This window comes from Cutibacterium equinum (assembly GCF_028021195.1).
GTDB classification, from domain to species: Bacteria; Actinomycetota; Actinomycetes; order Propionibacteriales; family Propionibacteriaceae; genus Cutibacterium; species Cutibacterium equinum.
This window is the reverse complement of the sequence record NZ_CP115668.1, coordinates 531,162-553,797: the sequence shown is the minus strand read 5'-3', so window position 1 is coordinate 553,797 and position 22,636 is coordinate 531,162. Positions and strand designations below refer to the sequence as shown.

General features: G+C 61.3%; 19 protein-coding genes, 1 tRNA gene and 3 rRNA genes. 7 read left to right on the top strand and 16 right to left on the bottom strand.

The window, feature by feature from the left end:
- Positions 1-7 precede the first annotated feature (7 nt).
- Positions 8-691, top strand: a complete 684-nt coding sequence (locus O6R08_RS02480; protein ID WP_271418590.1) for a uracil-DNA glycosylase — start codon at positions 8-10, stop codon at positions 689-691.
- Between the two features lie 23 nt (positions 692-714).
- On the opposite strand, the gene O6R08_RS02475 is transcribed toward O6R08_RS02480, so the two are convergent.
- Both O6R08_RS02475 and O6R08_RS02470 read right to left on the bottom strand, forming a co-directional pair.
- Positions 715-819 carry a methionine/alanine import family NSS transporter small subunit gene (locus O6R08_RS02475; RefSeq protein ID WP_271418589.1) on the bottom strand — a complete coding sequence of 35 codons (105 nt, stop codon included), beginning with the start codon at positions 817-819 and terminating at the stop codon, positions 715-717.
- Positions 816-2,435, bottom strand: a complete 1,620-nt coding sequence (locus tag O6R08_RS02470) for a sodium-dependent transporter (RefSeq protein ID WP_271418588.1) — start codon at positions 2,433-2,435, stop codon at positions 816-818. Before O6R08_RS02470 ends, O6R08_RS02475 begins: the two co-directional genes overlap by 4 nt.
- 149 nt (positions 2,436-2,584) lie before the next feature.
- Here O6R08_RS02470 and msrA point away from each other — a divergent pair, with 149 nt between their 5' ends.
- Genes msrA through rarD form a run of 3 tightly spaced genes read left to right on the top strand, consistent with a single transcriptional unit; the run spans position 2,585 to position 5,061 of the window.
- Positions 2,585-3,217 (top strand): peptide-methionine (S)-S-oxide reductase MsrA, encoded by a 633-nt coding sequence (gene msrA / locus O6R08_RS02465; RefSeq protein ID WP_271418587.1) that lies wholly within the window; start codon positions 2,585-2,587, stop codon positions 3,215-3,217.
- A gap of 32 nt (positions 3,218-3,249) precedes the next feature.
- On the top strand, positions 3,250-4,113 hold the full coding sequence (locus O6R08_RS02460; protein WP_271418586.1) for an aldo/keto reductase: 864 nt from the start codon (positions 3,250-3,252) through the stop codon (positions 4,111-4,113).
- A gap of 57 nt (positions 4,114-4,170) precedes the next feature.
- Positions 4,171-5,061 (top strand): EamA family transporter RarD, encoded by an 891-nt coding sequence (gene rarD, locus O6R08_RS02455; protein ID WP_271418585.1) that lies wholly within the window; start codon positions 4,171-4,173, stop codon positions 5,059-5,061.
- Between the two features lie 62 nt (positions 5,062-5,123).
- Here the strand turns inward: rarD and O6R08_RS02450 are convergent, their stop codons facing one another.
- Positions 5,124-7,052 carry an OPT family oligopeptide transporter gene (locus tag O6R08_RS02450; RefSeq protein WP_271419182.1) on the bottom strand — a complete coding sequence of 643 codons (1,929 nt, stop codon included), beginning with the start codon at positions 7,050-7,052 and terminating at the stop codon, positions 5,124-5,126.
- A 259-nt stretch (positions 7,053-7,311) separates the two neighbouring features.
- Between O6R08_RS02450 and O6R08_RS02445 the strand changes: the two genes are divergently transcribed.
- The gene (locus O6R08_RS02445; protein WP_271418584.1) at positions 7,312-7,815 is read left to right on the top strand and encodes a GNAT family N-acetyltransferase; all 504 of its coding nucleotides are present in this window, start codon (positions 7,312-7,314) and stop codon (positions 7,813-7,815) included.
- 130 nt (positions 7,816-7,945) lie between these two features.
- Here O6R08_RS02445 and rrf read toward each other — a convergent pair.
- From rrf to O6R08_RS02430, 3 genes are all read right to left on the bottom strand, one after another.
- Positions 7,946-8,062, bottom strand: a 5S ribosomal RNA gene (gene rrf / locus O6R08_RS02440).
- Positions 8,063-8,180: 118 nt separating this feature from the next.
- Positions 8,181-11,267 (bottom strand): 23S ribosomal RNA (locus O6R08_RS02435).
- Positions 11,268-11,552: 285 nt separating this feature from the next.
- Positions 11,553-13,077 (bottom strand): 16S ribosomal RNA (locus O6R08_RS02430).
- The 16S, 23S and 5S rRNA genes sit together here, the layout of an rRNA operon.
- 801 nt (positions 13,078-13,878) lie before the next feature.
- Between O6R08_RS02430 and O6R08_RS02425 the strand changes: the two genes are divergently transcribed.
- Together O6R08_RS02425 and O6R08_RS02420 are read left to right on the top strand one after the other, a co-directional pair.
- Entirely contained in the window at positions 13,879-14,718 is an 840-nt protein-coding gene (locus tag O6R08_RS02425) for a hypothetical protein (RefSeq protein ID WP_271419181.1), read from the top strand.
- 142 nt (positions 14,719-14,860) lie between these two features.
- Positions 14,861-15,490 carry an NUDIX hydrolase gene (locus tag O6R08_RS02420; RefSeq protein ID WP_271419180.1) on the top strand — a complete coding sequence of 210 codons (630 nt, stop codon included), beginning with the start codon at positions 14,861-14,863 and terminating at the stop codon, positions 15,488-15,490.
- A gap of 51 nt (positions 15,491-15,541) precedes the next feature.
- On the opposite strand, the gene O6R08_RS02415 is transcribed toward O6R08_RS02420, so the two are convergent.
- The 10 genes from O6R08_RS02415 to O6R08_RS02370 all read right to left on the bottom strand — a co-directional run bounded on the left by O6R08_RS02415 (position 15,542) and on the right by O6R08_RS02370 (position 22,618).
- Complete coding sequence (locus tag O6R08_RS02415; protein WP_271418583.1) at positions 15,542-16,372, bottom strand: Bax inhibitor-1/YccA family protein; 831 nt, start codon at positions 16,370-16,372, stop codon at positions 15,542-15,544.
- 142 nt (positions 16,373-16,514) lie between these two features.
- A tRNA-Leu gene (locus tag O6R08_RS02410) sits at positions 16,515-16,587 on the bottom strand.
- Between the two features lie 11 nt (positions 16,588-16,598).
- On the bottom strand, positions 16,599-17,531 hold the full coding sequence (locus tag O6R08_RS02405; protein ID WP_271418582.1) for a Ppx/GppA phosphatase family protein: 933 nt from the start codon (positions 17,529-17,531) through the stop codon (positions 16,599-16,601).
- A 12-nt stretch (positions 17,532-17,543) separates the two neighbouring features.
- The gene (locus O6R08_RS02400; protein ID WP_271418581.1) at positions 17,544-18,068 is read right to left on the bottom strand and encodes a DUF501 domain-containing protein; all 525 of its coding nucleotides are present in this window, start codon (positions 18,066-18,068) and stop codon (positions 17,544-17,546) included.
- A 7-nt stretch (positions 18,069-18,075) separates the two neighbouring features.
- A complete protein-coding gene (locus O6R08_RS02395) occupies positions 18,076-18,528 on the bottom strand; it encodes an FtsB family cell division protein (protein WP_271418580.1) in 453 nt (150 codons plus the stop codon).
- A gap of 299 nt (positions 18,529-18,827) precedes the next feature.
- Positions 18,828-20,108, bottom strand: a complete 1,281-nt coding sequence (gene eno / locus O6R08_RS02390; RefSeq protein ID WP_271418579.1) for a phosphopyruvate hydratase — start codon at positions 20,106-20,108, stop codon at positions 18,828-18,830.
- A gap of 80 nt (positions 20,109-20,188) precedes the next feature.
- Positions 20,189-20,725: a hypothetical protein gene (locus O6R08_RS02385; RefSeq protein WP_271418578.1), complete on the bottom strand. Its 537-nt coding sequence runs from the start codon at positions 20,723-20,725 to the stop codon at positions 20,189-20,191.
- Positions 20,726-20,851: 126 nt separating this feature from the next.
- Entirely contained in the window at positions 20,852-21,484 is a 633-nt protein-coding gene (locus O6R08_RS02380; RefSeq protein WP_271418577.1) for a MazG family protein, read from the bottom strand.
- 9 nt (positions 21,485-21,493) lie between these two features.
- Positions 21,494-22,024, bottom strand: coding sequence for a hypothetical protein (locus O6R08_RS02375; RefSeq protein ID WP_271418576.1), 531 nt, complete (start codon positions 22,022-22,024; stop codon positions 21,494-21,496).
- Positions 22,025-22,099: 75 nt separating this feature from the next.
- Positions 22,100-22,618, bottom strand: coding sequence for a hypothetical protein (locus O6R08_RS02370; RefSeq protein WP_271418575.1), 519 nt, complete (start codon positions 22,616-22,618; stop codon positions 22,100-22,102).
- Positions 22,619-22,636: the final 18 nt, after the last annotated feature.

The window sequence follows — 22,636 nt, the reverse complement described above, 5'->3', positions numbered from 1 at the left end:
GGTCACCGTGGTAGCTCGTCGCCTTGCCGAACTAGTCGCCCCCGACTGGGCAGAGGCGCTGGCGGGGGTGGAACCACGCATTCACGACATGGGCGATTTCTTGCGCGCCGAAACTGCAGCCGGTCGAGGATTCCTGCCCCACGGCGATCGCATCCTGCGCGCCTTTTCCCGCCCCATGGCCGATGTCCGAGTACTCATCGTCGGCCAGGACCCTTACCCCACCCCAGGACACCCTGTGGGGCTGAGCTTCTCGGTGGAGCGTGACGTGCGCCCGCTGCCGAGATCCTTGCAGAACATCTACGCCGAATTGCAGTCGGACCTGGGAATCACCCCTTGCGAACACGGTGATCTCACCGGCTGGTTCGAACAGGGGGTACTGCTGCTCAACAGATGCCTCACTGTCCAGCCTGGTCGTCCTGCCTCACACCGCGGCAAGGGGTGGGAAGAAGTCACCCAGACCGCCATCGAAGCCCTGGTGGATCGCGGTGGGCCGCTGGTGGCGATCCTGTGGGGACGTGACGCGCAATCCCTGGAACCGATGTTGAGCGGGGTCCCGATCGTCAAGTCCTCGCACCCCTCCCCCATGTCGGCCCGATACGGCTTCTTCGGGTCCCGGCCCTTCAGCCGCACCAACACCTTGCTGGTACAACAAGGGGCCGACCCGATCGACTGGGATCTGTCCTCCCATTGATCGTGGCCGGCCCCGGTTGCGCCTCAGTCCTGCTCAGGATGGCGGAAGAGGGAGATGGCCGATGCAGCCAACCCGCCCCACACCGTGACCATGGCGATGATCATCATGACGATGGCAGACCCACTCATGACAGGGCTCCTTCCTGGGATACTCGGGCATGTTCTCGGGCGAGCTCTTCCTCGTGAGTGAGCTCGTGGTGAATGGCCGATCGGTTCGGCCATGGGATGAGGGACAGCACGACTGCCATGACGACGACGAGGGCCGACATTCCCCATCCGAACAGTGCGACGAAATTGTCGGGCATTCCGCCGTATCCCTCGTGGAAGACGGTGAGGATTTCGGTGATCCACAGGCCGGCCAGGACCAGCGGGGCGACGACGCCGACCAGGGTCATCCACACCGTGTTGACCTTGAACGAGGAGTATTCGTTGAGGTGATCGCGCAGCACTGGGAGCTTGCGCAGCACCCAGGTGACAACGAGGCAGGCCACCAGCGAGACGCCGACGATGCCGATGTTGTTGATGAAGTGGTCGGTGACGTCGAGCAGGTTGAGGCCGGTCGTGGTCGGGAAGAGGATGATCGACGCGACAGCCGTCACCCCACCGATGACCCAGGTTGCCGCCACTCGGTGCATGCCGGTCTTCTCACGGAAGGCGGCAACGACGACCTCGAGCAGACTGATCATCGACGTGATACCAGCAAAGACGAGGGAGACGAAGAACAGCACGCCCATGACCGATCCGACAGTGCCAGCCTCGCTGATGATCTTGGGGAAGGCGATGAAGGCCAGGCCGATCCCAGAACCAGCGACCTCACTCACCGGCTTCCCGGACGCGGTTGCCATGAAACCCAGAGCGGCGAAGACGCCCAGACCCGACAAGATCTCGAACGACGAGTTCGCGAAACCGACCACCAAGCCGGAACCTGTCAGATCCGACTTCGGCTTGAGATAGGAGGCGTAGGTAACCATGATCCCGAATCCCACTGACAGGGAGAAGAAGATCTGGCCGTAGGCGGCCATCCACACCTGATAGTTACCCAAGGCGTCCCACGACGGGGTGAACAGGGCGTCAAGACCGGTCGATGCGCCGTCAAGGGTGAGGGCGACGATGACCAGAGCGATGAACATCACCGCGAGGATCGGCATGAAGACCCATGACGCGCGGGTGATGCCCTTCTCGACTCCGGTGGCCATGATGGCCAGCACGACGATCCACAGCAGCAGCAGGGGCCAGGAGACCCCAGGCACGAAGTGGAATTCCACGTCAACGTTGCCGGCCACGTGCAGGAAGCTGCCAGTCAGGAATCCCTCGGGGTCGTCTCCCCAAGCCTTCGTCACCGAGAATCCGACATAGCGTATGGCCCAGGCGATGATGACGGCGTAATAGACGACGATCACCCAACAGATGAGGGTCTGCCACCAACCAATGACCTCGGTGTGCTTGTTGAGACGACGCAGAGCCATGGGAGGAGAACCGCGGAATTTGTGTCCGATGGCGTAGTCGAGGAAGAGCAGCGGGATACCTGCGGTGAGCAGGGCAATGAGGTAGGGCACGATGAAGGCTCCTCCACCATTGCTGTAGGCGACGTAAGGGAACCTCCAAATATTTCCCAGCCCGACGGCAGAGCCGATCGCAGCGATGAGGAAGGCGCCCCGGCCGGTGAAACTCTCACGGCGACGGGCCTTCCCGGTGGTGTTTCCTTGACCTGCAACGGTCGCGCCAGGCTGCTCGGGGTCAGACATGGTGATCCTTTCCAGCGGTGAACTTTGCCCCACAGTCTCACATGGTGAGGAGACGAGACCGGATTATGGACCACACACTGAGATGGCAGGAATTGGTGAAGGGTGTTGGTCGTTATACACCCGTGTCGACGTCGAGAGGAAAGGGACACATGAGCAACAACGAGATGGTCTCCCCCGACAACGCTCTGCCCGCAGGTCAGACCCCGGTGCTGGAGATGCCCTTCTTCCACCGTGTTACTGGTGACCGGCTCGACCGTTCCTTCCCCGGTTCGCAGACGATCTACCTGGCCCTGGGCTGCTTCTGGGGAGCGGAGAAACTGTTCTGGAACACCGAGGGTGTGCGGCAGACCGCCGTCGGTTACATGGGTGGTTTCACCCCCAATCCCACCTATCGCCAGGTGTGCACCGGACGCACCGGTCATGCCGAGACAGTCCGCGTCACCTATGACCCCGAGCAGATCTCCACCGAGGAGATACTCACCCTCTTCCTGGAAAACCACGACCCGACCCAGGGAATGCGTCAGGGAAATGATGTCGGCACCCAGTACCGCTCGGCGATCTGGTGCACCACGAGCGAGCAGTTCGTGGCTGCCACCGCCCTCAAGGGTGTTTTCCAGGCCAACTTGCTCGAGGCAGGGTACGGGCAGATCACGACGACGATCGCGATGGCCGATGGCGTGGAGTTCTACTTGGCTGAGGCCGAACATCAGCAGTATCTCGAGAACAATCCTTTCGGTTACTGTCCGGTACATGCCACCGGGGTGTGCCTCGCGCAAGCATGATGGGGATGACCACCCCGGGGAGGACTGAACACATGAAGTACCGCACGATAGGACCATTCCGCGTCTCTGCCATCGCTTACGGCTCGATGCCGTTGTCGATCGAGGGGCGCCCGGACCGCGAGACTGCGATCACGGTCCTCCACGACGTCCTGGACGCCGGATGCACCCACATCGACACCGCGTGGGCCTACTACACCTCCGGTGGCGAGGAACAGTACGGCGAGAAGCTCGTCGCCGACGCCCTGGAGTCCTGGAATGGTGACCGCTCGAGGATCTCGGTCGCCACCAAGGTCGGCCATTTCCGCTGCTTCAACGACGCTGGGCAAGCCGTGTGGGACGTCGACGGGTCCCCGGAGCGGCTACGCCGTGATGCCAAGCTTTCGGCCGAGGCACTGCGCACCGACCAGATCGACCTGCTCTACCTGCACCGTCCCGACCCGAAGGTCGAGTACGAGGAGATGGTGAGAGCCCTGGCAGGCATTCTCGACGACGGCTTGGCCCGAACCGCCGGCATCTCCAACGCCGACCCCGACCAGATTCGGTTGGCCCACAGCATTCTCGGCGATCGTCTGGTGGCCGTGCAGAACCAGTTCTCCCCCAGCTTCCTGTCCTCGCGGCCCGAGCTGGAGTTGTGCGGGGAGCTTGGCCTGGCTTTCGTCGCGTGGAGCCCGCTGGGTGGCTACCGCCGTCCCCTCGACAAGGACGCCTTCGCCGCCTTCCAGCAGGTCGCTGATGCCCGTGGCGTCAGTCGGGCGCAGGTGATCCTGGCCTGGGAGCTCGCCCAGGCAGAACACGTCATTCCCATCCCGGGTTCTCACCGCTCGGAAACGATCCTGGACTCCTTGAAGGCTGTCGATCTTTCCCTCTTTGATGAGGAGCTTGCCCAGCTTCCCTGACGTTCCACCCTGCGGCAAATACGCGCATACACCCAGTGATCGTGACATGATCCCCAGGTGCATGACGACGTGGAGGCAAGACGGGGACTGACGACCGGCATCGCCCTGTACATCATGTGGGGGTTCTTTCCCCTCTACTTCCGATTGTTGGAGCGTTCCGGGGCCTTCGAGATCATTGCTCACCGGGTGGTGTGGTCCTTCGTCTGCTGCGCCATCCTGTTGACGATCGGGAAGGGCTGGCGTGGACTCGCATCTGTGGCCCACGACCGCCGCACCATGTGGGGTCTCGTACTGGCTGGCCACCTGGTGCTGATCAACTGGACCCTCTATGTCTGGTCGGTCAATGCCGGTCACACCCTTGACGCAGCGATGGGGTATTTCATCAACCCGCTCGTCTCGGCCCTGCTGGGTGTGCTGGTGCTACGAGAACGACTCAGCGCCTCCCAGTGGGCCGCCTTTGGCGTCGGCACCATCGCCGTTGTCGTCCTCATGCTGGGTCGTTCCTCCAAGCCCCTCATCTCAGTGGGTCTGGCGGTGAGTTTCGGACTGTACGGCCTGGTCAAGAAGGTGCTCGGGGTCAGTGTGAAGCCCACCGTCGGGCTCACCGTCGAGACTCTGGCCACCACTCCCCTGGCCCTGGTGTACATCGGGTGGTTGCTTGCCCACGGAAGGTCCACCTTCACCGGCGCCTACAGTCTGGTGCTCGTCAGCGCCGGCCTCATGACGGCTGTTCCGCTGCTGATGTTCGCCTATGCGGCCTCCCGTATCACCCTGACGACCCTGGGGATTTTGCAGTACATCTCGCCGATCCTGCAATTCGTCGTCGGGCTGTGTGTTTTCGGTGAAGAGATGCCCTGGCAACGCTGGGTCGGTTTCGCCCTCGTCTGGGTTGCCGTCGTGATGTTTTCAACAGAAGGGATCGTCCGTGCGCTTAGACGCACACAATGACGCCGTCACGCCACGACAAGGGGGCCACCGGATGGTCCCGGTGGCCCCCACGTCGTTTCGGATCACGACTCGACGCGCTCCCGCGCCTGATGCTTGGTCCACTGGTACAGGATCGCAATGGCCGCCGCGAAGACGATGACACCGACGATTCCAGCGCCACTGTCCCACGACTCGGGGGCGATGGCGATGGAGTCCTCGGAGCCGGCGGCAGCAATGAGCGCCGCGTAGATGACGCCGAAGATGGACTCGCCGACGATGAGGCCGGTGGCCAACAGGATGCCGGTTCGCTTCTTGCCCTCGACGTCACCACTGGTGTGTGCCGCCCACTTGTCGAACAGCCAGCCGAGGCCAGCACCGATCGGGATGGTCAGCGACAGGGTCATCGGCAGGTACATGCCCATGCCGACGGCCAGCGGGGGAAGGGAGAACTTCTTGGTGGTGTGAGTGAGGATCTCATCGACGATGATGACGCCGACGCCGACCAGGGCGCCAATCCCCATCAGACCCCAGTCCAGGGAGCCACCGAACACTCCCTTGGCCAACGACGAGATGAGGGTGGCCTGCGGGGCCTGCAGAGCATTCGGCCCAGCACCAGGGGCACCCTGGAAACCGAAGGCGGTCTGCATGAGCTGCATGACCGGCGGAATGATCGCCGATCCGAAAACGACGCCGATGATGAGAGCGACCTGCTGCTTCCACGGGGTGGATCCAACCAACTGGCCGGTCTTGAGGTCCTGCAGGTTGTCATTCGAGATCGTGGCAATACCGAAGACAATCGACGCCACGAACAGGGTGTAAGCCACCAGTTTGACCGTCTCGTGGCCACCAACGGCACCGTAGGTGAGCTTGATGAGCAGAGCGGCCACCAAAACGACGAGAATCCCGACACCCGAAATCGGGCTGTTGGACGCGCCGATGAGTCCGGCCATGTAGCCACAGACGGAGGCGACGGCCAAGCCGACGAGCAGGATGAAGACCAGGCTGACGATGATGACGCCGGTCATGGACTTCGAGACCACCATGTCGTGGGCGAAGCCCCACAGCATGGCACCGATCGGGATCATGGAAACGAGCACGACGGTCAGGACGACCGACACCGGAAGGTCGCGCTCGGTCAGCGGGACCTCGCCGCCCTTGTGACGGGTTTTGGAGGAGCGGATGGAATCGCTGATGCCCTTGGTAATGGGGCCGATGACCTTGATGAGGGTCCAGATAGCCGCCACACCGATCGTGCCGGCGCCGACGAAGCGGACGTCACTGGTGAAGACCTCCTGGATGACGTCAAGGTCGCCGCCGACCTTGCCCGAGACTCGCCAGGGCAGGATCGCGCCGTAGGAGATCACGATGCCGACGAGCATGGCTGCGGCGACGGCGACACCGACGAGGTGGCCAACACCAATGAGGGCCATCGACATGCTGACGCCAACCATTGAGCCACTGCTGTTGCCGACTTTGAACGGTTTGGTGAGGGCTGACTTGACCAGCTTGAGGTCAGACAGCAGCGCGTATCCAGCAGACACCAGGGAGCCGACGATGATGACGCGCAGACCCACCTTGTTGGCCTCGGCTGCACCGGCGGAGTCGCCGACCTTGAGGACCTCGGCGCCAGCGACGCCCTCCGGGTATGGCAGATCGGAGCCGGTGACGAGGGCTCGGCGTAGCGGAATGGAGTACATGACGCCGAGAATGCCGCCCACCAGGCAGATCGCCAGCGTCGTCCAGTACGGGAATTCCGTCCACCACCCCACCATGATGAGGCCGGGCAGGACGAAGATGATGGCCGAGAGGGTTCCGGCAGCCGAGGCAATCGTCTGAACGATGTTGTTCTCTGCGACCGAATGTCCCTTGAAATGGCGTAACACGGCCATTGAGATGACGGCTGCCGGAATTGAGGTGGCGAAGGTCAGGCCGACCTTGAGGCCCAGATATACGTTCGCTGCGGTGAAGACCAATGTCATGAGGCCACCGAGGATGATGCCCCGGAGGGTCAATTCACGTACTGAAAACCCGGAAGGCTGGGCCGGCGCAGACGCGCCCGATAGGTCAGCCATACTCCCCTTCTTCCCTAGACTGATTCAACCACTATGCCACCCTAAGTCCCACACAGTGGGTAGGCGACAGCTATGTGAGACAATTCCCGTACGGGGCACCCCGAATACACCAAACGTTGCACGTGACATAACCGTAAAGCTCCTTCAACGCTTGGCGGCGAAGGAATGCAGGCTCGTCACGTACCGATACCATGAGGTCATGGCCACCACGCGACGCGCAACTGCGCCAGACCTTCCTTTCATGGTCCATGTACTGCGATATGCAATTGGCGGGGTGGCGGGCCCATTGAGTGTCGAGGACTGCCGAACGAACCCAGCCATCGCCCATTACATTGACGGGTGGACCCCCGACCAGATTGGGATGATCTGCCTCGTCGACGACTCTCCGGTCGGGGCTGCTTGGTTACGTAACCTTCCGGCCGACGATCCCGGGTATGGTTTCGTCGCCCCCGGCATCCCAGAATTGATGATCGCGGTCTCTGCACAGCAGCGAGGCCAGGGCCACGGAGGTTTTCTCCTGGCAAGCCTCCTCGACGAGTGCACACGCCACGACGTACGGTCAGTGAGCCTCAGCGTCGAGGCCGAGAATGAGCCTGCCGTCGCCATGTTCCGTAGGGCTGGGTTCGTTGATGTGTCAAGTAATGCCGACCGTTTGACGATGCTTCGCGTCGACGGGAATCCAGTGGTGTCTCCATCACGCTGAATCCGTATTCAATCATGTATGGCTGGTGTGCTGGTTGGAGTGGCCGACTGACTAGAAGCGATAAAGAATGGGGGTGTGTGGACACAAGAATGATTCTTGTGTCCACACACCCCCATTTGTTGGGTTGGGTTTCCGGCGGCGTCCTACTCTCCCACACGATCCCTCGTGCAGTACCATGGGCGCTGGAAGGCTTAACTACCGGGTTCGGTATGGGACCGGGTGTTTCCCTTCCGCTATGGCCACCGGAAAAACAGTGGGCACCCCCTTGTGGGGGTGTGGCTCGTGGCCCCCGTGCTGATGGTGGGGGTTGGGAGCCGTATAGTGGATGCGACGCGATCAGAAAGAATTGTGTGTGTGCCGGGATTGTGTGTAAGTCCTCGGTCTATTAGTACCAGTCAGCTCCACACCTTACGATGCGTCCACGTCTGGCCTATCAACCCGGTAGTCTACCGGGGACCTTACCAGATTCTTCTGTGGGAACCCTGATCTTGAAGCGTGCTTCCCGCTTAGATGCTTTCAGCGGTTATCACGACCCGACGTAGCCAACCAGCCATGCTCTTGGCAGAACAACTGGCACACCAGAGGTCAGTCCGTCCCGGTCCTCTCGTACTAAGGACAGCCCTTCTCAAGATTCCTACGCGCGCAGCGGATAGGGACCGAACTGTCTCACGACGTTCTGAACCCAGCTCGCGTGCCGCTTTAATGGGCGAACAGCCCAACCCTTGGGACCGACTCCAGCCCCAGGATGCGACGAGCCGACATCGAGGTGCCAAACCATGCCGTCGCTGTGAGCGCTCGGGCAAGATCAGCCTGTTATCCCCGGGGTACCTTTTATCCGTTGAGTGACGGCGCGTCCACAAGCCACCGTCAGATCACTAGTCCCGACTTTCGTCCCTGCTCGACTTGTCAGTCTCACAGTCAAGCCCCCTTGTGCACTTACACTCGACACCTGATTACCAACCAGGATGAGGGAACCTTTGGGCGCCTCCGTTACCTTTTAGGAGGCGACCGCCCCAGTCAAACTACCCATCAGGCACTGTCCCTGAACCGGATCACGGTCCAAGGTGAGATAACCAGAACGACCAGAGTGGTATTTCAACAATGACTCCACAACCACTAGCGTGGCCACTTCACAGTCTCCCACCTATCCTACACAAGTCGTCCCAATCACCAATACCAAACTATAGTAAAGGTCCCGGGGTCTTTCCGTCCTGCTGCGCGTAACGAGCATCTTTACTCGTAATGCAATTTCACCGAGTTCATGGTGGAGACAGTAGGGAAATCGTTACTCCATTCGTGCAGGTCGGAACTTACCCGACAAGGAATTTCGCTACCTTAGGATGGTTATAGTTACCACCGCCGTTTACTGGGGCTTAAGTTCACCGCTTCGCTCACGCTAACAGTTCCCCTTAACCTTCCAGCACCGGGCAGGAGTCAGTCCGTATACATCGTCTTACGACTTCGCACGGACCTGTGTTTTTGGTAAACAGTCGTTTCCCCCTGGTCTCTGCGCCCCTCACTGCCACCAGACCGTACAGGCCCAAGACAGATCAGGTCCCCCTTATCCCGAAGTTACGAGGGCATTTTGCCGAGTTCCTTCACCATGATTCTCTCGATCGCCTCGGTATACTCTACCTATCCACCAGTGTCGGTTTAGGGTACGGGCGGACCAGCCACCTCGCTCACGAAGCTTTTCTCGGCAGTACAGGATCACTCACTCACCCACCCAAAGTGGGCTCGCCATCATGCCTCAACCACAATGCCTGACGGATTTACCTACCAGACGGTCCACACATTTAGCCCCGGACAACCATCGCCGGGGATGAGCTACCTCACTGCGTCCCTCCGCAGCTTGTCTACTACATGATCGGTTCACACACTCACCACACCACCACCCAATCAAAGACCAGGCGACAGCAGGCTCGCACGCTTAGCATCACACACCTCGACACGGACGGTGACAAGCCGGTACCAGAATATCAACTGGTTGTCCATCGACTACGCCTGTCGGCCTCGCCTTAGGTCCCGACTCACCCAGGGCAGATTAACTTGACCCTGGAACCCTTGGATAATCGGCGGACGGGTTTCACACCCGTCATTCGCTACTCATGCCTGCATTCTCACTCCCGCACAATCCACCACACGGTCACCCGGCAGCTTCACCTCGCACAGGACGCTCCCCTACCCACACCCATCAGGGTGTGCCACAGCTTCGGCGGATAACTTGAGCCCCGCTACATTGTCGGCGCGGAATCACTTGACCAGTGAGCTATTACGCACTCTTTCAAGGATGGCTGCTTCCAAGCCAACCTCCTGGTTGTCTACGCAACTCCACATCCTTTTCCACTGAGTTACCACTTAGGGGCCTTAGCTGATGATCTGGGCTGTTTCCCTCTCGACGACGAAGCTTATCCCCCGCCGTCTCACTGCTACGCTCCACTTGCCGGCATTCGGAGTTTGGCTGATTTCGGTAAGCTGATAGGCCCCCTAGACCATCCAGTGCTCTACCTCCGACAAGAACCACGCAACGCTGCACCTAAATGCATTTCGGGGAGAACCAGCTATCACGGTGTTTGATTGGCCTTTCACCCCTATCCACAGCTCATCCCCTCCATTTTCAACTGAAGTGGGTTCGGACCTCCACGACGTCTTACCGACGCTTCATCCTGGCCATGGATAGATCACACCGCTTCGGGTCTAGAACACGCGACTAACGCCCTTATCGGACTCGCTTTCGCTACGACTCCCCCACACAGGTTAACCTCGCCACGCATCACTAACTCGCAGGCTCATTCTTCAAAAGGCACGCCATCACCCCACAAGGCTCTGACGGCTTGTATGCGACCGGTTTCAGGTACTATTTCACTCCCCTCCCGGGGTACTTTTCACCCTTCCCTCACGGTACTGATCCACTATCGGTCACCAAGGAGTATTTAGGCTTGACGGGTGGTCCCGCCAGATTCACGCGAAATTCCACGAGTTCCACGCTACTTGGGGAAACCCTCACCAGTGCCACGCTTACAGCTACGGGACTCTCACCCACTCCGGTACGCCTTCCCAGACGCTTCACCTTCACGCAACATTTATCACTGGCCAATCCTGCGGCAGCAGAACCACGACGGCCCCCACAACCCCGCACATGCAACACCTGCCGGCTTGAACACACACACGGTTTAGCCTCATCCGCTTTCGCTCGCCACTACTCACGGAATCACGGTTGTTTTCTCTTCCTACGGGTACTAAGATGTTTCACTTCCCCGCGTTACCTCCCACACCCCTATACATTCAGGGCAGGGTCACCGGACACTACTCCGGACATTCCAGGTTACCCCATTCGGACATCCCCGGATCACAGCTCGTTAACCAACTCCCCAGGGCTTATCGCAGGTTACAACGTCCTTCATCGGCTCTTGGTGCCAAGGCATCCACCGATCGCACTTAACAACTTGCACACACAGCACAAGACACAAAAACTATAAGATGCTCGCATCCACTATACAGTTCTCAACCACCACACGACACCACCACACAACCAACACACAATGCCAGCTGAACGATGATCCGCACCAGGCCACCACACACGCGTGATACCCCAGAACCCCAACAGCATGCCCCCAACCCCACCACCACACACAGCAGCAGCAGGACGCCAATGTTCCACAAGAAGCACAACACCACCAAGCCACCCCCACAACAGGGGCACACCCAGCGATGCCACGAAAAATACTGCTCCTTAGAAAGGAGGTGATCCAGCCGCACCTTCCGGTACGGCTACCTTGTTACGACTTAGTCCTAATTACCAGTCCCACCTTCGACGGCTCCCCCACAAAGGTTAGGCCACCGGCTTCGGGTGTTACCGACTTTCATGACTTGACGGGCGGTGTGTACAAGCCCCGGGAACGTATTCACCGCAGCGTTGCTGATCTGCGATTACTAGCGACTCCGACTTCATGGGGTCGAGTTGCAGACCCCAATCCGAACTGAGACCGGCTTTCCGAGATTCGCTCACCCTCACAGGCTCGCAACTCTTTGTACCGGCCATTGTAGCATGCGTGAAGCCCTGGACATAAGGGGCATGATGACTTGACGTCATCCCCACCTTCCTCCGAGTTGACCCCGGCGGTCTCCACTGAGTCCCCACCATAACGTGCTGGCAACAGTGAACGAGGGTTGCGCTCGTTGCGGGACTTAACCCAACATCTCACGACACGAGCTGACGACAGCCATGCACCACCTGTGAACCAACCCCACAAGGAGGCGCACCCATCTCTGAGCACTCCTGATCCATGTCAAACCCAGGTAAGGTTCTTCGCGTTGCATCGAATTAATCCGCATGCTCCGCCGCTTGTGCGGGGCCCCGTCAATTCCTTTGAGTTTTAGCCTTGCGGCCGTACTCCCCAGGCGGGGTACTTAATGCGTTAGCTACGGCACGGAATCCGTGGAATGGACCCCACACCTAGTACCCACCGTTTACAGCGTGGACTACCAGGGTATCTAAGCCTGTTCGCTCCCCACGCTTTCGCTCCTCAGCGTCAGGAAAGGTCCAGAGAACCGCCTTCGCCACTGGTGTTCCTCCTGATATCTGCGCATTCCACCGCTCCACCAGGAATTCCATTCTCCCCTACCTTCCTCAAGTCAACCCGTATCGAAAGCACGCTCAGGGTTAAGCCCCAAGTTTTCACTTCCGACGCGATCAACCACCTACGAGCTCTTTACGCCCAATAAATCCGGACAACGCTCGCACCCTACGTATCACCGCGGCTGCTGGCACGTAGTTAGCCGGTGCTTCTTCTCCCACTACCGTCACCACAAGGCTTCGTCATGAGTGAAAGCGGTTTACAACCCGAAGGCCGTCATCCCGCACGCGGCGTTGCTGCATCAGGCTTCCGCCCATTGTGCAATATTCCCCACTGCTGCCTCCCGTAGGAGTCTGGGCCGTATCTCAGTCCCAATGTGGCCGGTCACCCTCTCAGGCCGGCTACCCGTCGAAGCCTTGGTAAGCCACTACCCCACCAACAAGCTGATAAGCCGCGAGCCCATCCCCAACCGCACAAAGCTTTCCAACCCCCACCATGCAGCAAGGATTCCTATCCGGTATTAGCCCCAGTTTCCTGAAGTTATCCCGAAGTCAAGGGCAGGTTACTCACGTGTTACTCACCCGTTCGCCACTCGAGTACCCCCAAAGGGGCCTTTCCGTTCGACTTGCATGTGTTAAGCACGCCGCCAGCGTTCGTCCTGAGCCAGGATCAAACTCTCCAATGAAAAAATATCACCCACCCACACACAAAAAAGGTGCAGGCCACGGTGTCACAAGAGAATCCAAAACACTGACCCCAAACACTAACCAAAAAACAATTTAGTCATGTCCAGAATCACAAAGGAATTCATAAACAAAATCCGACACATCCAAAACGATGCATCAAAAAAATCATTGACTATCAAAGACACACTGTTGAGTTCTCAAACATCACACCCACACGAAACAACCCCACCCACAACAGGCAGAACCACCCCGAAGGCGACCCGACCAACCCTACCACACCAACCCCAACCCCACAAAACCGCAGAGCCAAAAGCCAACCAGCAGAACCAGCCAAACCACGCCACCACCCACAAAGGCAGCGACCCGATCAACCTTACCGAAACCCACACCCACCGTCAAACCCGACAAGCAGGGATCCAGCATGGATACCATCCAGAAACCACATCACGCAGCCCCCGGCAGCTCGGAAAACATTACACACAATCCCACACCAACGCAAACCCAACCCCTCCAACCGCCATATCCCCTAGTCAGCGGCATGTCACTGAAAGTCACGAGACGTCGCACCCGGTCCGCGATGCCCGGGGTACACGTCAGTGATACGTGCGTCGTCACGGGAGGTAGGAGCCATCCGTCGTCAGCCAGCCCACCACTACTCATAGACTCACTCCGTGACGTTTAGAGCCAAAGGGTTTCGCCAAGTTGCCAGCGTGATCGTCAGCGCGACCACGCTGTGCCTGTGCACGTCATGTCACTCCTCGTCGCCTACTGCTCCTTCGGACGAGCCCAGCCGTATCGCTCTGGTCCCATCCTCCAAGGTCACGGCCTCGATATCCCCGCTCGACGGCATCCACACCCGGGCGATCATTGACGAACTGGTAGCCGCGTCAGGCAATGGCCCGATCACCAAGGTGGACATCACCAAGAAAGCCCTGAGCATCACCGTCCAGACTGGCAGCACTCCCACGGTGTGGACCTGGCAGAACGGGACGATTGAGTCCTCTGCCACCCAGAGCACACAGACGGCGTCGCGTCCCTTCAATCCTGACGATTTCGCCGTCGAGAAGATGCCCTCGATCCTGCGCGAGGCAGCCAAGGTGTCTGGGTCTCACATGAACCAGAACTTGCAGATCGTCGAGTACAACGAAGGCACTGTCTTGATGACGGTCTCGACCAAACCCGAAAGTCGGACGGTCTTCTTCCGACGCGACGGGTCAGTCATCAGCCACCTCGATTTTGCCACCGCCCCCGACATGACCGAGGCCTTGGCCGACGCCGTGGCTGGAGCCAAGGAGGTTGGCCAGATCAGTTACCAGCCGGGCAAGGGAGTCATGGTCGACACCCCCACCGCCACGTCTGGCATCGTCATGAGGCGCACTCGGTCTGCCGACATGCCGGCGTGGGCCGTCCAGCGCAAGGGAGATGCCACCGAGACCTTCTCCCCCACTCTCCTGAAACCACGGGTCATCGTCGACATCATGGAACAGGCAGCATTCGGCACCAGTGAGGAACCCTCGGACATGGCATGGACCATTGCCGTGGACAAGAAGCTTGACGCCCCCATCATGCGCATCACCGTCGACGGCGTCTCCACGGCCTTTGACACCCACGGCGTCGACGTCACCGACCAGATCAAGTAGCTCCTCAAACCCCCGGTCGATTCAGCTCGTCACGGAGGTGAACCGCTTCCTAGGACCAAGGTGGTTGAATGAAAGTGTGCTCATCACCGCAGTCGGAACGCCAGGCAGTGGGCAGACCCATGCCTTCCGCGTCCGTCACGGTATGAATCCGCACGTTGAACTGTGGCGTCACGGCTTGGTCATCAAGGAGTACTTGTCCGCTGATCGGGTTGACGACGAGATCGTCGTTACGGCCCATGTCGGGGCCAGGACGCCGACATCCCAGCCGCCCCGCACCCGCGATGGCGTGCCAGATCTCTCCGAGGATCGCCAGGACGACGAATCCGTTCGTCCCTACCAGCGCATTGCCGCCTACGCCGTCGTGAGGTCACGTCGAGGGCTGTTGGGCACCGAATGCTCTCCTCGTACCGCTGTCCCGGGCCTGTGGGCACTGCCTGGTGGTGGTCTGGAACCTGGGGAGTCCCCCGCCCAAGCCGTCACCCGGGAGGTCATGGAGGAGTCCGGGCAACGAGTCCGTCTCAACCGCATCATCGACTTGCAGTCAGACCACTGGATCGGACGGTCCCCCTCGGGGGTGTTGGAAGACTTCCATGCTCTGCGGATCATCTATTCGGCCACGAGTGAGAACCCCACGGACCCCTATGTCATCGACGTCGGCGGCACCACCCAGTCGGCCCAATGGATCCCCCTGTGGCGATGGCGTCGACTGTCGTGGGGAGCGGCAACCCGGATGTGTCTGGAAACGCATCTGCGCGACGTTCCCAGTACCTGAGCATGACGAAGGGGCCCGGTCCAACAAGGACCGGGCCCCTTCTGACGTTCATCAGTCAGCTCGGAAGTAGCTGAGGATCCGCAAAATCTCGGTGTAGAGCCACACCATCGTCACCGCGATGCCGAAAGCAGCTCGCCAGGACTCAGAGACGGGAGCCTGGTTGCGCACACCCTGTTCGGCGTAGTCGAAATCGACCACCAGGTTCATGGCAGCCAACACGACACCCAGAGCCGAACACGCAATGCCGATGGGGCCGAAGCTGGCCAGGCCGAGGCTGATTCCAAAAAGCATCAGCACGAGGTTGAGGAGCATCGCCATGGCGAAGCCGAAGGTCGAGATGATGACGACCTGGCGAAAACGCGACGTCACCTGAATGTTGAAGAACTTGTAAGCAGCCAAGGTCACCCCGGCGGCGGCAAAGGTGCCCACGACGGCCTGCACGACGATCCCCGGATACAGGGCCTCGAAGATGGCCGACATGGAACCCAGGACCAAGCCTTCACACAGGCAGTAGAAGATGACACCCGCAACGGGAACCTTGCGCCGGGTGCTCACGATCATGGCCGTGACGAATGCGGCGATGGAGCCCACGACCAAGGCGAACCCACTGGTCCTGACGTCCGGCCCGATCATGGTGAAACTCACGGCGCCGACAGCAGCGATGATGAGCAGCACCAGTCCCGTGCGACCGAGGACGTCGTCAAAGGTCATGGCGGGCTCAGTGCGCTGCTCCTGCATGTCGGGCAGCGCCCCCCACTCGGCGCCGGGCTGTCCAGGCATGCCGTACTGCGACCCGTAGCCCTGACCGGCATAGTTGGGTTGACCATAGGGATTGCCATGCGGCTGGAAGACCTCAGATCGGCTGAAGACCGGGTTGGCCATGTGACCCTCCTGTGAAATCGTGATGACATCCAGTGTAAGCAACGCTGCGGAAACGTGAAACCTTCCCCGTACCGCAGGACCAGCATGCAATCCACACCGACGACCGGGGTCGTAGCCACCACGTCACTGGTCCGTGTCCAAGTGCCCCCGACGGGATTCGAACCCGTACTGGGACGGGTTTAAGCCGTCTGCCTCTGCCGTTGGGCTACGGGGGCTGGGGAGAAGATCACGTCCCCTGCGCCAGCATCGCCAGCACGATGCCGTCAAGGATATCGGTCTCCGAGACGACGAGTTCACCTGCCGTCGCCTGGCGACAGACCTCGTCGATGATGAGGGCACCACCGCAGAGCACCTCGGCACGGCGCCTCTTCAACGGCCCCATCTGCTCGACCTCGTCGACCGTCGACGCAAGCAGTTTGTCTGTCAGGGCTGACACCTCATCGGCTGTCAGCACCGACCTGTGGACCTTGGCTCGGTCGTACTGGGTGAGGCCCTGGTGGATGGCTGACAGGCTCGTCACGGTTCCGGCGACTCCGACGACGGTGCGAGCGGCGGCCACGTCGACCGGGCACGCAACGAGCATTTCCCGGACGTACGTGCGGGCCTGGTCTCTCTGGGTGGCAGTGGGCGGATCGTCGTGCAGGAAGCGCTCGCGCAGGCGCACGGAGCCAATGTTGAGGCTCACCTGGGAGTCAATGGTGGTGCCATGACCCAACACCAGCTCGGTGGATCCGCCGCCGCAGTCGACGACAAGGACGGGCTCCTCGCTCACCCGGATCCCCGACATTGCCCCGGCGAAGGACAGACTCGCCTCCTCGGTGCCTGCGATGACCTCGGCGTCGACGCCCAGGGCCTGACGCACCCCAGCGAAGAACTCATCCCGGTTGGAGACGTCACGGGCGGCCGAGGTCGCGACGAAGCGGATCTGGTCGCAGTGGTACTCGGCGATCGTCTGGGCGAAGGTGCGGCAGGCCGCGAAGGTGCGGTCCAGGGCGTCAGGGTGGAAGGCGCCGGTGGCGTCGACCCCTTGGCCGAGCCTGACCAGTTCCAGATCCCTCGCCTGCTCGACGAGACCGCCGTCAGGGCCTGCCGTAGCAATCAGCAGACGGATGGAATTCGTCCCGCAGTCGATGGCTGCGACGGTGCGATGGTCAGTCATGTCGTCCTCCTGTCACTGCGGGTCGTGGTGTTCGGGCGAACATGGGTTGCACCAGAACTCCCCCAGCTCGGCGACGACCTCGTCACCAAACGGATTGACCCCCGGGCCGACAGCCAGGGCGTGACCAGCCAGGGCATGCAGGCACTTGACGCGGGTCGGCATACCACCGGCAGAGACCCCGTCGATCTCGGGGACGGGGTCAAGACCAGCCTCCTCGCCGATCCGGGTGCGATCAGCGATGTAGGCCTCGTGGGCATGCCGGTACTGGTCTGCCAGTTCCTCATCCTCGCCCAGGCGTTCAGTCATCCGAGACATCAGCCCAGACGACTCGAGGGTGCCGATGAGGGAGGCGGCCCGCGGGCAGGTCAGGTAATAGGTCGTCGGGAAGGGAGTGCCGTTGGGCAACCTGGGCTCGGTCGCAATGACCCCAGGCTTGCCGCAACCACATCGCCAGGCCACCCCGGCGACACCTCGTGGCTCGCGACCAAGCTGGTCCCGAACGGCCTGACGGTCGTCCTGCGTGAATTCTTCCAACATGGTCACCTCATCGATGAGACGGACTCGGGGACGATGGTCTCGCCGAGGCAGTCGAGGTCATGGCCGGGGTGGTCATCGCCCCCGGTGTGGCGGTGGGCGGTGCAGGATGGTCCGCGTCCTGGATCGATTCGGCGGCTTGCCGCCACCAGTGGGCGTCCGCGCTGGCCTGTGTCGCGGGATCCTTCTCGTCCAGTGAGGTCGTGGAACCGATGACCTTGCCGTCCTCTCCAATGACCTGATAGCCGGTCTCCCCCGGCATCACCCAGCCGAGTTGAGCTCGCGCCTGGGCACGCACGTAATCGGGGTCATGCCACCGCTTGGTCTCGTCCTGGAGAGCCGAGATGGAGGCATGAGTTTGCGCCTCCTCGTCTCGGATGTGAGCGAGCTGGGAGCGTTGGGAGAAGTAAATTCCCAGGCTCGGCGTGATCATGATGAGCACCATCAGGATTGCAGCTCCCATGACGACTGCCCGCAATGTCAGACCGAATCGTCGCGGCTGATCGTTGTCGTCCTGGGGAACGCTGTGTTGTGAAGGCTCCGGGCGCGTGGTGCGCTCGTAGTTTTCGCGGTTCTTCGGGGCTGAACGGTTCAGGGTGGATGGGCGCTCTCGCCTCCCGGCAGGTCGCTGGGACCTTCCGGAGGGACGATGTCGTTTGCTCGGTGTGCTGGCCATCGTGGTCCATCATGACACGACCGCCCCGGAAATACCGGGACGGTCGTGTCGTGTCAGGTGCTGCAATCAGCGCCTTGTGGCGTCAATCAGGCCTGGAAACGCGGGAAGGCAGAAGCGCCGGCGTACTCGGCAGAATCGCCCAGCTCCTCCTCGATGCGAAGCAGCTGGTTGTACTTGGCGATGCGCTCGCCGCGGGCCGGGGCACCGGACTTGATCTGGCCGGTCGACAGGGCGACGGCGAGATCAGCGATGGTGGTGTCCTCGGTCTCACCGGAACGGTGCGACATCATGCAACGGTAGCCGTTGCGGTGGGCCAGCTCGACGGCGTCGATGGTCTCCGAGAGGGAGCCAATCTGGTTGACCTTGACGAGCAGGGCGTTGGCGGCCTTGGTCTCGATACCCTTCGCGAGGCGCTTCGGGTTGGTGACGAACAGGTCGTCGCCGACGATCTGGATCTTGTCGCCGAGCTTCTTGGTGAACTCAGCCCAGCCGTCCCAGTCCTCCTCGTCCAGCGGATCCTCGATGGAGACCAGCGGGTACTTGGCGACAAGGCCCTCGTAGTACTCGATCATCTCGGCAGACGACTTGGCCTGACCCTCGAAGTTGTACTTGCCGTCCTCGAAGAACTCGGAGGCGGCGACGTCGAGGGCGAGGGCGACATCCTTGCCGGGCTCGAAGCCGGCAGCCTTGATGGCGTCGATGATGAGGTCCAGGGCGGCAGCGTTGCTGGGCAGGTTCGGGGCGAAGCCGCCCTCGTCACCCAGGCCGGTGGCCAGGCCCTTGTCCTTGAGGACCTTCTTGAGGGAGTGGTAGACGGCAGCGCCCCACTCGTAAGCCTGCTTGAAGGACTCAGCGCCGATCGGAGCGATCATGAACTCCTGGATGTCGACGTCGGAGTCGGCGTGGGCGCCACCGTTGAGGATGTTCATCATCGGAACGGGGAGCACGTGGGAGTTCGGTCCGCCCAGGTACTGGTAGAGCGGAAGGCCAGCCGAGTCAGCGGCGGCATGAGCAGCAGCCAGGGAGACGCCGAGGATGGCGTTGGCGCCCAGCGTGCCCTTGTTGTCAGAACCGTCGAGCTCGATCATGATCTGGTCGATGATGCGCTGCTCGCTGGCGTCGCAGCCGAGCACCTCCTCGGCGATCTTCTCGTTGACGTTCTCAACAGCCTTGAGAACACCCTTGCCGGAGTAGCGCTTCTTGTCGCCATCACGCAGCTCGACGGCCTCGAACTGGCCGGTCGATGCGCCGGAGGGAACCGCAGCGCGAGCCTCGGTGCCGTCGTCGAGGATCATCTCGACCTCAACGGTCGGGTTGCCGCGGGAGTCGAGGATCTCACGGGCTTCGATGAATTCGATGGTTGCCATGGACCAACCTTTCAGAGAGGATCTTTGCGTCCGCTTCAAAGCGTATCGAAGCCTGCCAAACAGCGGTATCCCAGGGCCCGTCACTTGCTGTCGTGGCTGTCAGCAGGGTTTTCGGTGATGACGAATTCGTAGGTGACGTCATCAGGAGCCTCGATGAGCACGTCGATCTTCTCGTCGTGTGCCCGCTTTCCGTAGCTGAGATGGGCATAACCCTCATGGCACGGAGTGGACTGGGCGGAATCGTCGTTCTCGGTCACGGTGATTTGAGCGTCAGTGGTGTCACACAGGAAGTAGTAGTCGGTGATGGTTCCGGCCTTGCCGACGATGGTCTGGGAGGTGGTCCCCGTGACGACGCGATCACTGACGATGCCGGTCAGGCCTGGCATGTAGTCCTTCATGCCTCCCCTGCGTGGGGTTGCCGTCGCCTCGGCGTTGGGATTGATCTCCTGCGGGGTCGGTTTTGGGCCCGTGGTGGACGCAGAAGCCGTGGCCGCAGGGCCTTCCGGCAAGTCCGAGACCTCGGTCAGTCCAGCGGGGTCATTGTCATTGCCCTCGCAACCGGTCAATGCAGACGCGGTGACGACGACGGCGAGCACCATTGCCAGGGTTCGTCGCATCGTTCACCTCCTGCGTCTCTCGGACAACCGTAGTGGTGTCCGCATCCCGACACCACGTGGGGGTTCGGCGGACAGAGGCGATCAGATTCCCCTGGATCACCAAGGACGGTGTGAACCGAGTATGGGTCAGTGCCTTTCGGCGTCTCGGATATCGCCCTCAAGCCTGCGCAACCGGTCACGCAGGGCTTGGTCGGCGTCAACCCCGCTGGCATGGGCTCTGGCGATGAGTGACAGAAGCTCATCGCCGGTTTCCTCTGCGGTGATGGGATCGTCAGGCAACTCGACGTCGACACCGCGGCTGCGCGCACGCGAGATGACCTTGGCGCTGCGGGCCACACTCGACAAGGAGTGTGCGATCCCGTCAAGACTGGAGGTACGTCCTTTCGCCACTGCCTTGCGGGCCTCCCACGCGGCGTCAAGGTCGTCTGGGACCTCCTCGTCGGAGAAAACGTACGGGTGACGAGCCACAAGCTTGGTCACGATCCCGCCGATGACCTCCGCGATGTCGGAGACGCCCTCCTCCTCGGCGATGCGCGCGTGAAAGACCACTTGGAGCAGCAGATCTCCCAATTCCTCGACGAGGTCGTCGTCAGTGCCGGCCTCGATGGCGTCGACGACTTCCCCGGTTTCCTCGATCAAGTAGGTGACGAGGGAGCGATGGGTCTGGCTGCGATCCCAGGGGCACTCGTCACGCAACCTCGCCATGACAGCGACGAGGTCGGCAAAATCAGCCTTCGGTCGGGAGTCCTGCGATGCCATCGACGCGGGTCAGGAGCCAGACGTGAAGGGGTCGGACAGTGAAGAGCTGCCATGAACCGCAAGGTTCCTGGCGTCCCAGGTACCCAACCGCGGATTGACCGAGACGTCGACTGCGGTTATCTCCTCGAGCGCCTTGTCCTGACCGTCGCTGTTGACGACGTGGTACATGGCCGCCAGAGACCGACCCAGGTCTCGACAGACCGGATCCTTCGTGAGGACGGTGAGGCCATTGGTGGCGATGATCTGGTCGCGCTGGGCGGTGTTGAGGCCGCGTCCGGTGTCGGACAGGATCTGCTCCCCGACCGCCCCTTGGGCAAGCGTGGATGCGATGACCTGACGCGGACTCAGGGCGCCTCCCTGAGCCAGGTCACCGCAGTGATCGACGGCCTCGTCGAAGGTCTTCATGGAAATCGTCCGGGACCCGGCGGCGATCGCCGTCGACGGGCTCTGGCTGCTGCAGCCCGACAAGCCCACCACAGCGAGCGCTCCGGCAGCACCAGCAGCCACCACGCGAGTCATCTTCGAACGCGACAGGGACATCAACACTCCTGGGGATCAACGCCGCATCCTTGGCGCGGCGGGGACGTCTACCATCGCGATCCTACGCCTCGGCGGTCACCGGCGCCGAACCTGCGGGACGATCGTGACGCATGAGCCCGCGATGATGGCAAGCGCGGCCCACAGTGCACCTACCGGACTCGTACTGGACGTCACCGCCCAGTTCCACCACGCCTCACGTCCATAAGAACGCCCCGTAAGCGCCCCGGCAAGGAACATGACGATTCCTGGCACCGACGCAACATCCCTCGGTAGGCGCCGAGCGCACAGGAGCGTCAGCCCCATGCCCGTCGCGGCATTGCGCGACGTCACCAGACCGACCTCCTCAAGCCCGGGCACCAGCGACGTGGCCAGCAGAGGCAGACTCGCCACCACGACGAGCAGCACGTCGGCCCACCGGACGGGGCGCCGGGAAACGAACTCCGGCTCGACTGACGCCCTGTCCACCGACCAGCCATGGGCGAGGAGGACGACGAGCGACCCGAAGAATACCAACGGCGCACGTAGGGCCACCCCTCCGAAGATGACCGGAATATCGCGAATCGACCTTCCGGTGAGGACCACCAGGACTGCCATACCGACCGAGCACGCCAA

Excerpts from the sequence above, each read along its gene's own strand:
- O6R08_RS02475 (WP_271418589.1), bottom strand. The coding sequence starts at position 819 with ATGAGTGGGTCTGCCATCGTCATGATGATCATCGCCATGGTCACGGTG.
- O6R08_RS02470 (WP_271418588.1), bottom strand. The coding sequence starts at position 2,435 with ATGTCTGACCCCGAGCAGCCTGGCGCGACCGTTGCAGGTCAAGGAAAC.
- msrA (WP_271418587.1), top strand. The coding sequence starts at position 2,585 with ATGAGCAACAACGAGATGGTCTCCCCCGACAACGCTCTGCCCGCAGGT.
- O6R08_RS02460 (WP_271418586.1), top strand. The coding sequence starts at position 3,250 with ATGAAGTACCGCACGATAGGACCATTCCGCGTCTCTGCCATCGCTTAC.
- O6R08_RS02445 (WP_271418584.1), top strand. The coding sequence starts at position 7,312 with ATGGCCACCACGCGACGCGCAACTGCGCCAGACCTTCCTTTCATGGTC.
- O6R08_RS02420 (WP_271419180.1), top strand. The coding sequence starts at position 14,861 with ATGAATCCGCACGTTGAACTGTGGCGTCACGGCTTGGTCATCAAGGAG.
- O6R08_RS02415 (WP_271418583.1), bottom strand. The coding sequence starts at position 16,372 with ATGGCCAACCCGGTCTTCAGCCGATCTGAGGTCTTCCAGCCGCATGGC.
- O6R08_RS02405 (WP_271418582.1), bottom strand. The coding sequence starts at position 17,531 with ATGACTGACCATCGCACCGTCGCAGCCATCGACTGCGGGACGAATTCC.
- O6R08_RS02400 (WP_271418581.1), bottom strand. The coding sequence starts at position 18,068 with ATGTTGGAAGAATTCACGCAGGACGACCGTCAGGCCGTTCGGGACCAG.
- O6R08_RS02395 (WP_271418580.1), bottom strand. The coding sequence starts at position 18,528 with ATGGGAGCTGCAATCCTGATGGTGCTCATCATGATCACGCCGAGCCTG.
- eno (WP_271418579.1), bottom strand. The coding sequence starts at position 20,108 with ATGGCAACCATCGAATTCATCGAAGCCCGTGAGATCCTCGACTCCCGC.
- O6R08_RS02385 (WP_271418578.1), bottom strand. The coding sequence starts at position 20,725 with ATGCGACGAACCCTGGCAATGGTGCTCGCCGTCGTCGTCACCGCGTCT.
- O6R08_RS02380 (WP_271418577.1), bottom strand. The coding sequence starts at position 21,484 with ATGGCATCGCAGGACTCCCGACCGAAGGCTGATTTTGCCGACCTCGTC.
- O6R08_RS02375 (WP_271418576.1), bottom strand. The coding sequence starts at position 22,024 with ATGTCCCTGTCGCGTTCGAAGATGACTCGCGTGGTGGCTGCTGGTGCT.
- O6R08_RS02370 (WP_271418575.1), bottom strand. The coding sequence starts at position 22,618 with ATGGCAGTCCTGGTGGTCCTCACCGGAAGGTCGATTCGCGATATTCCG.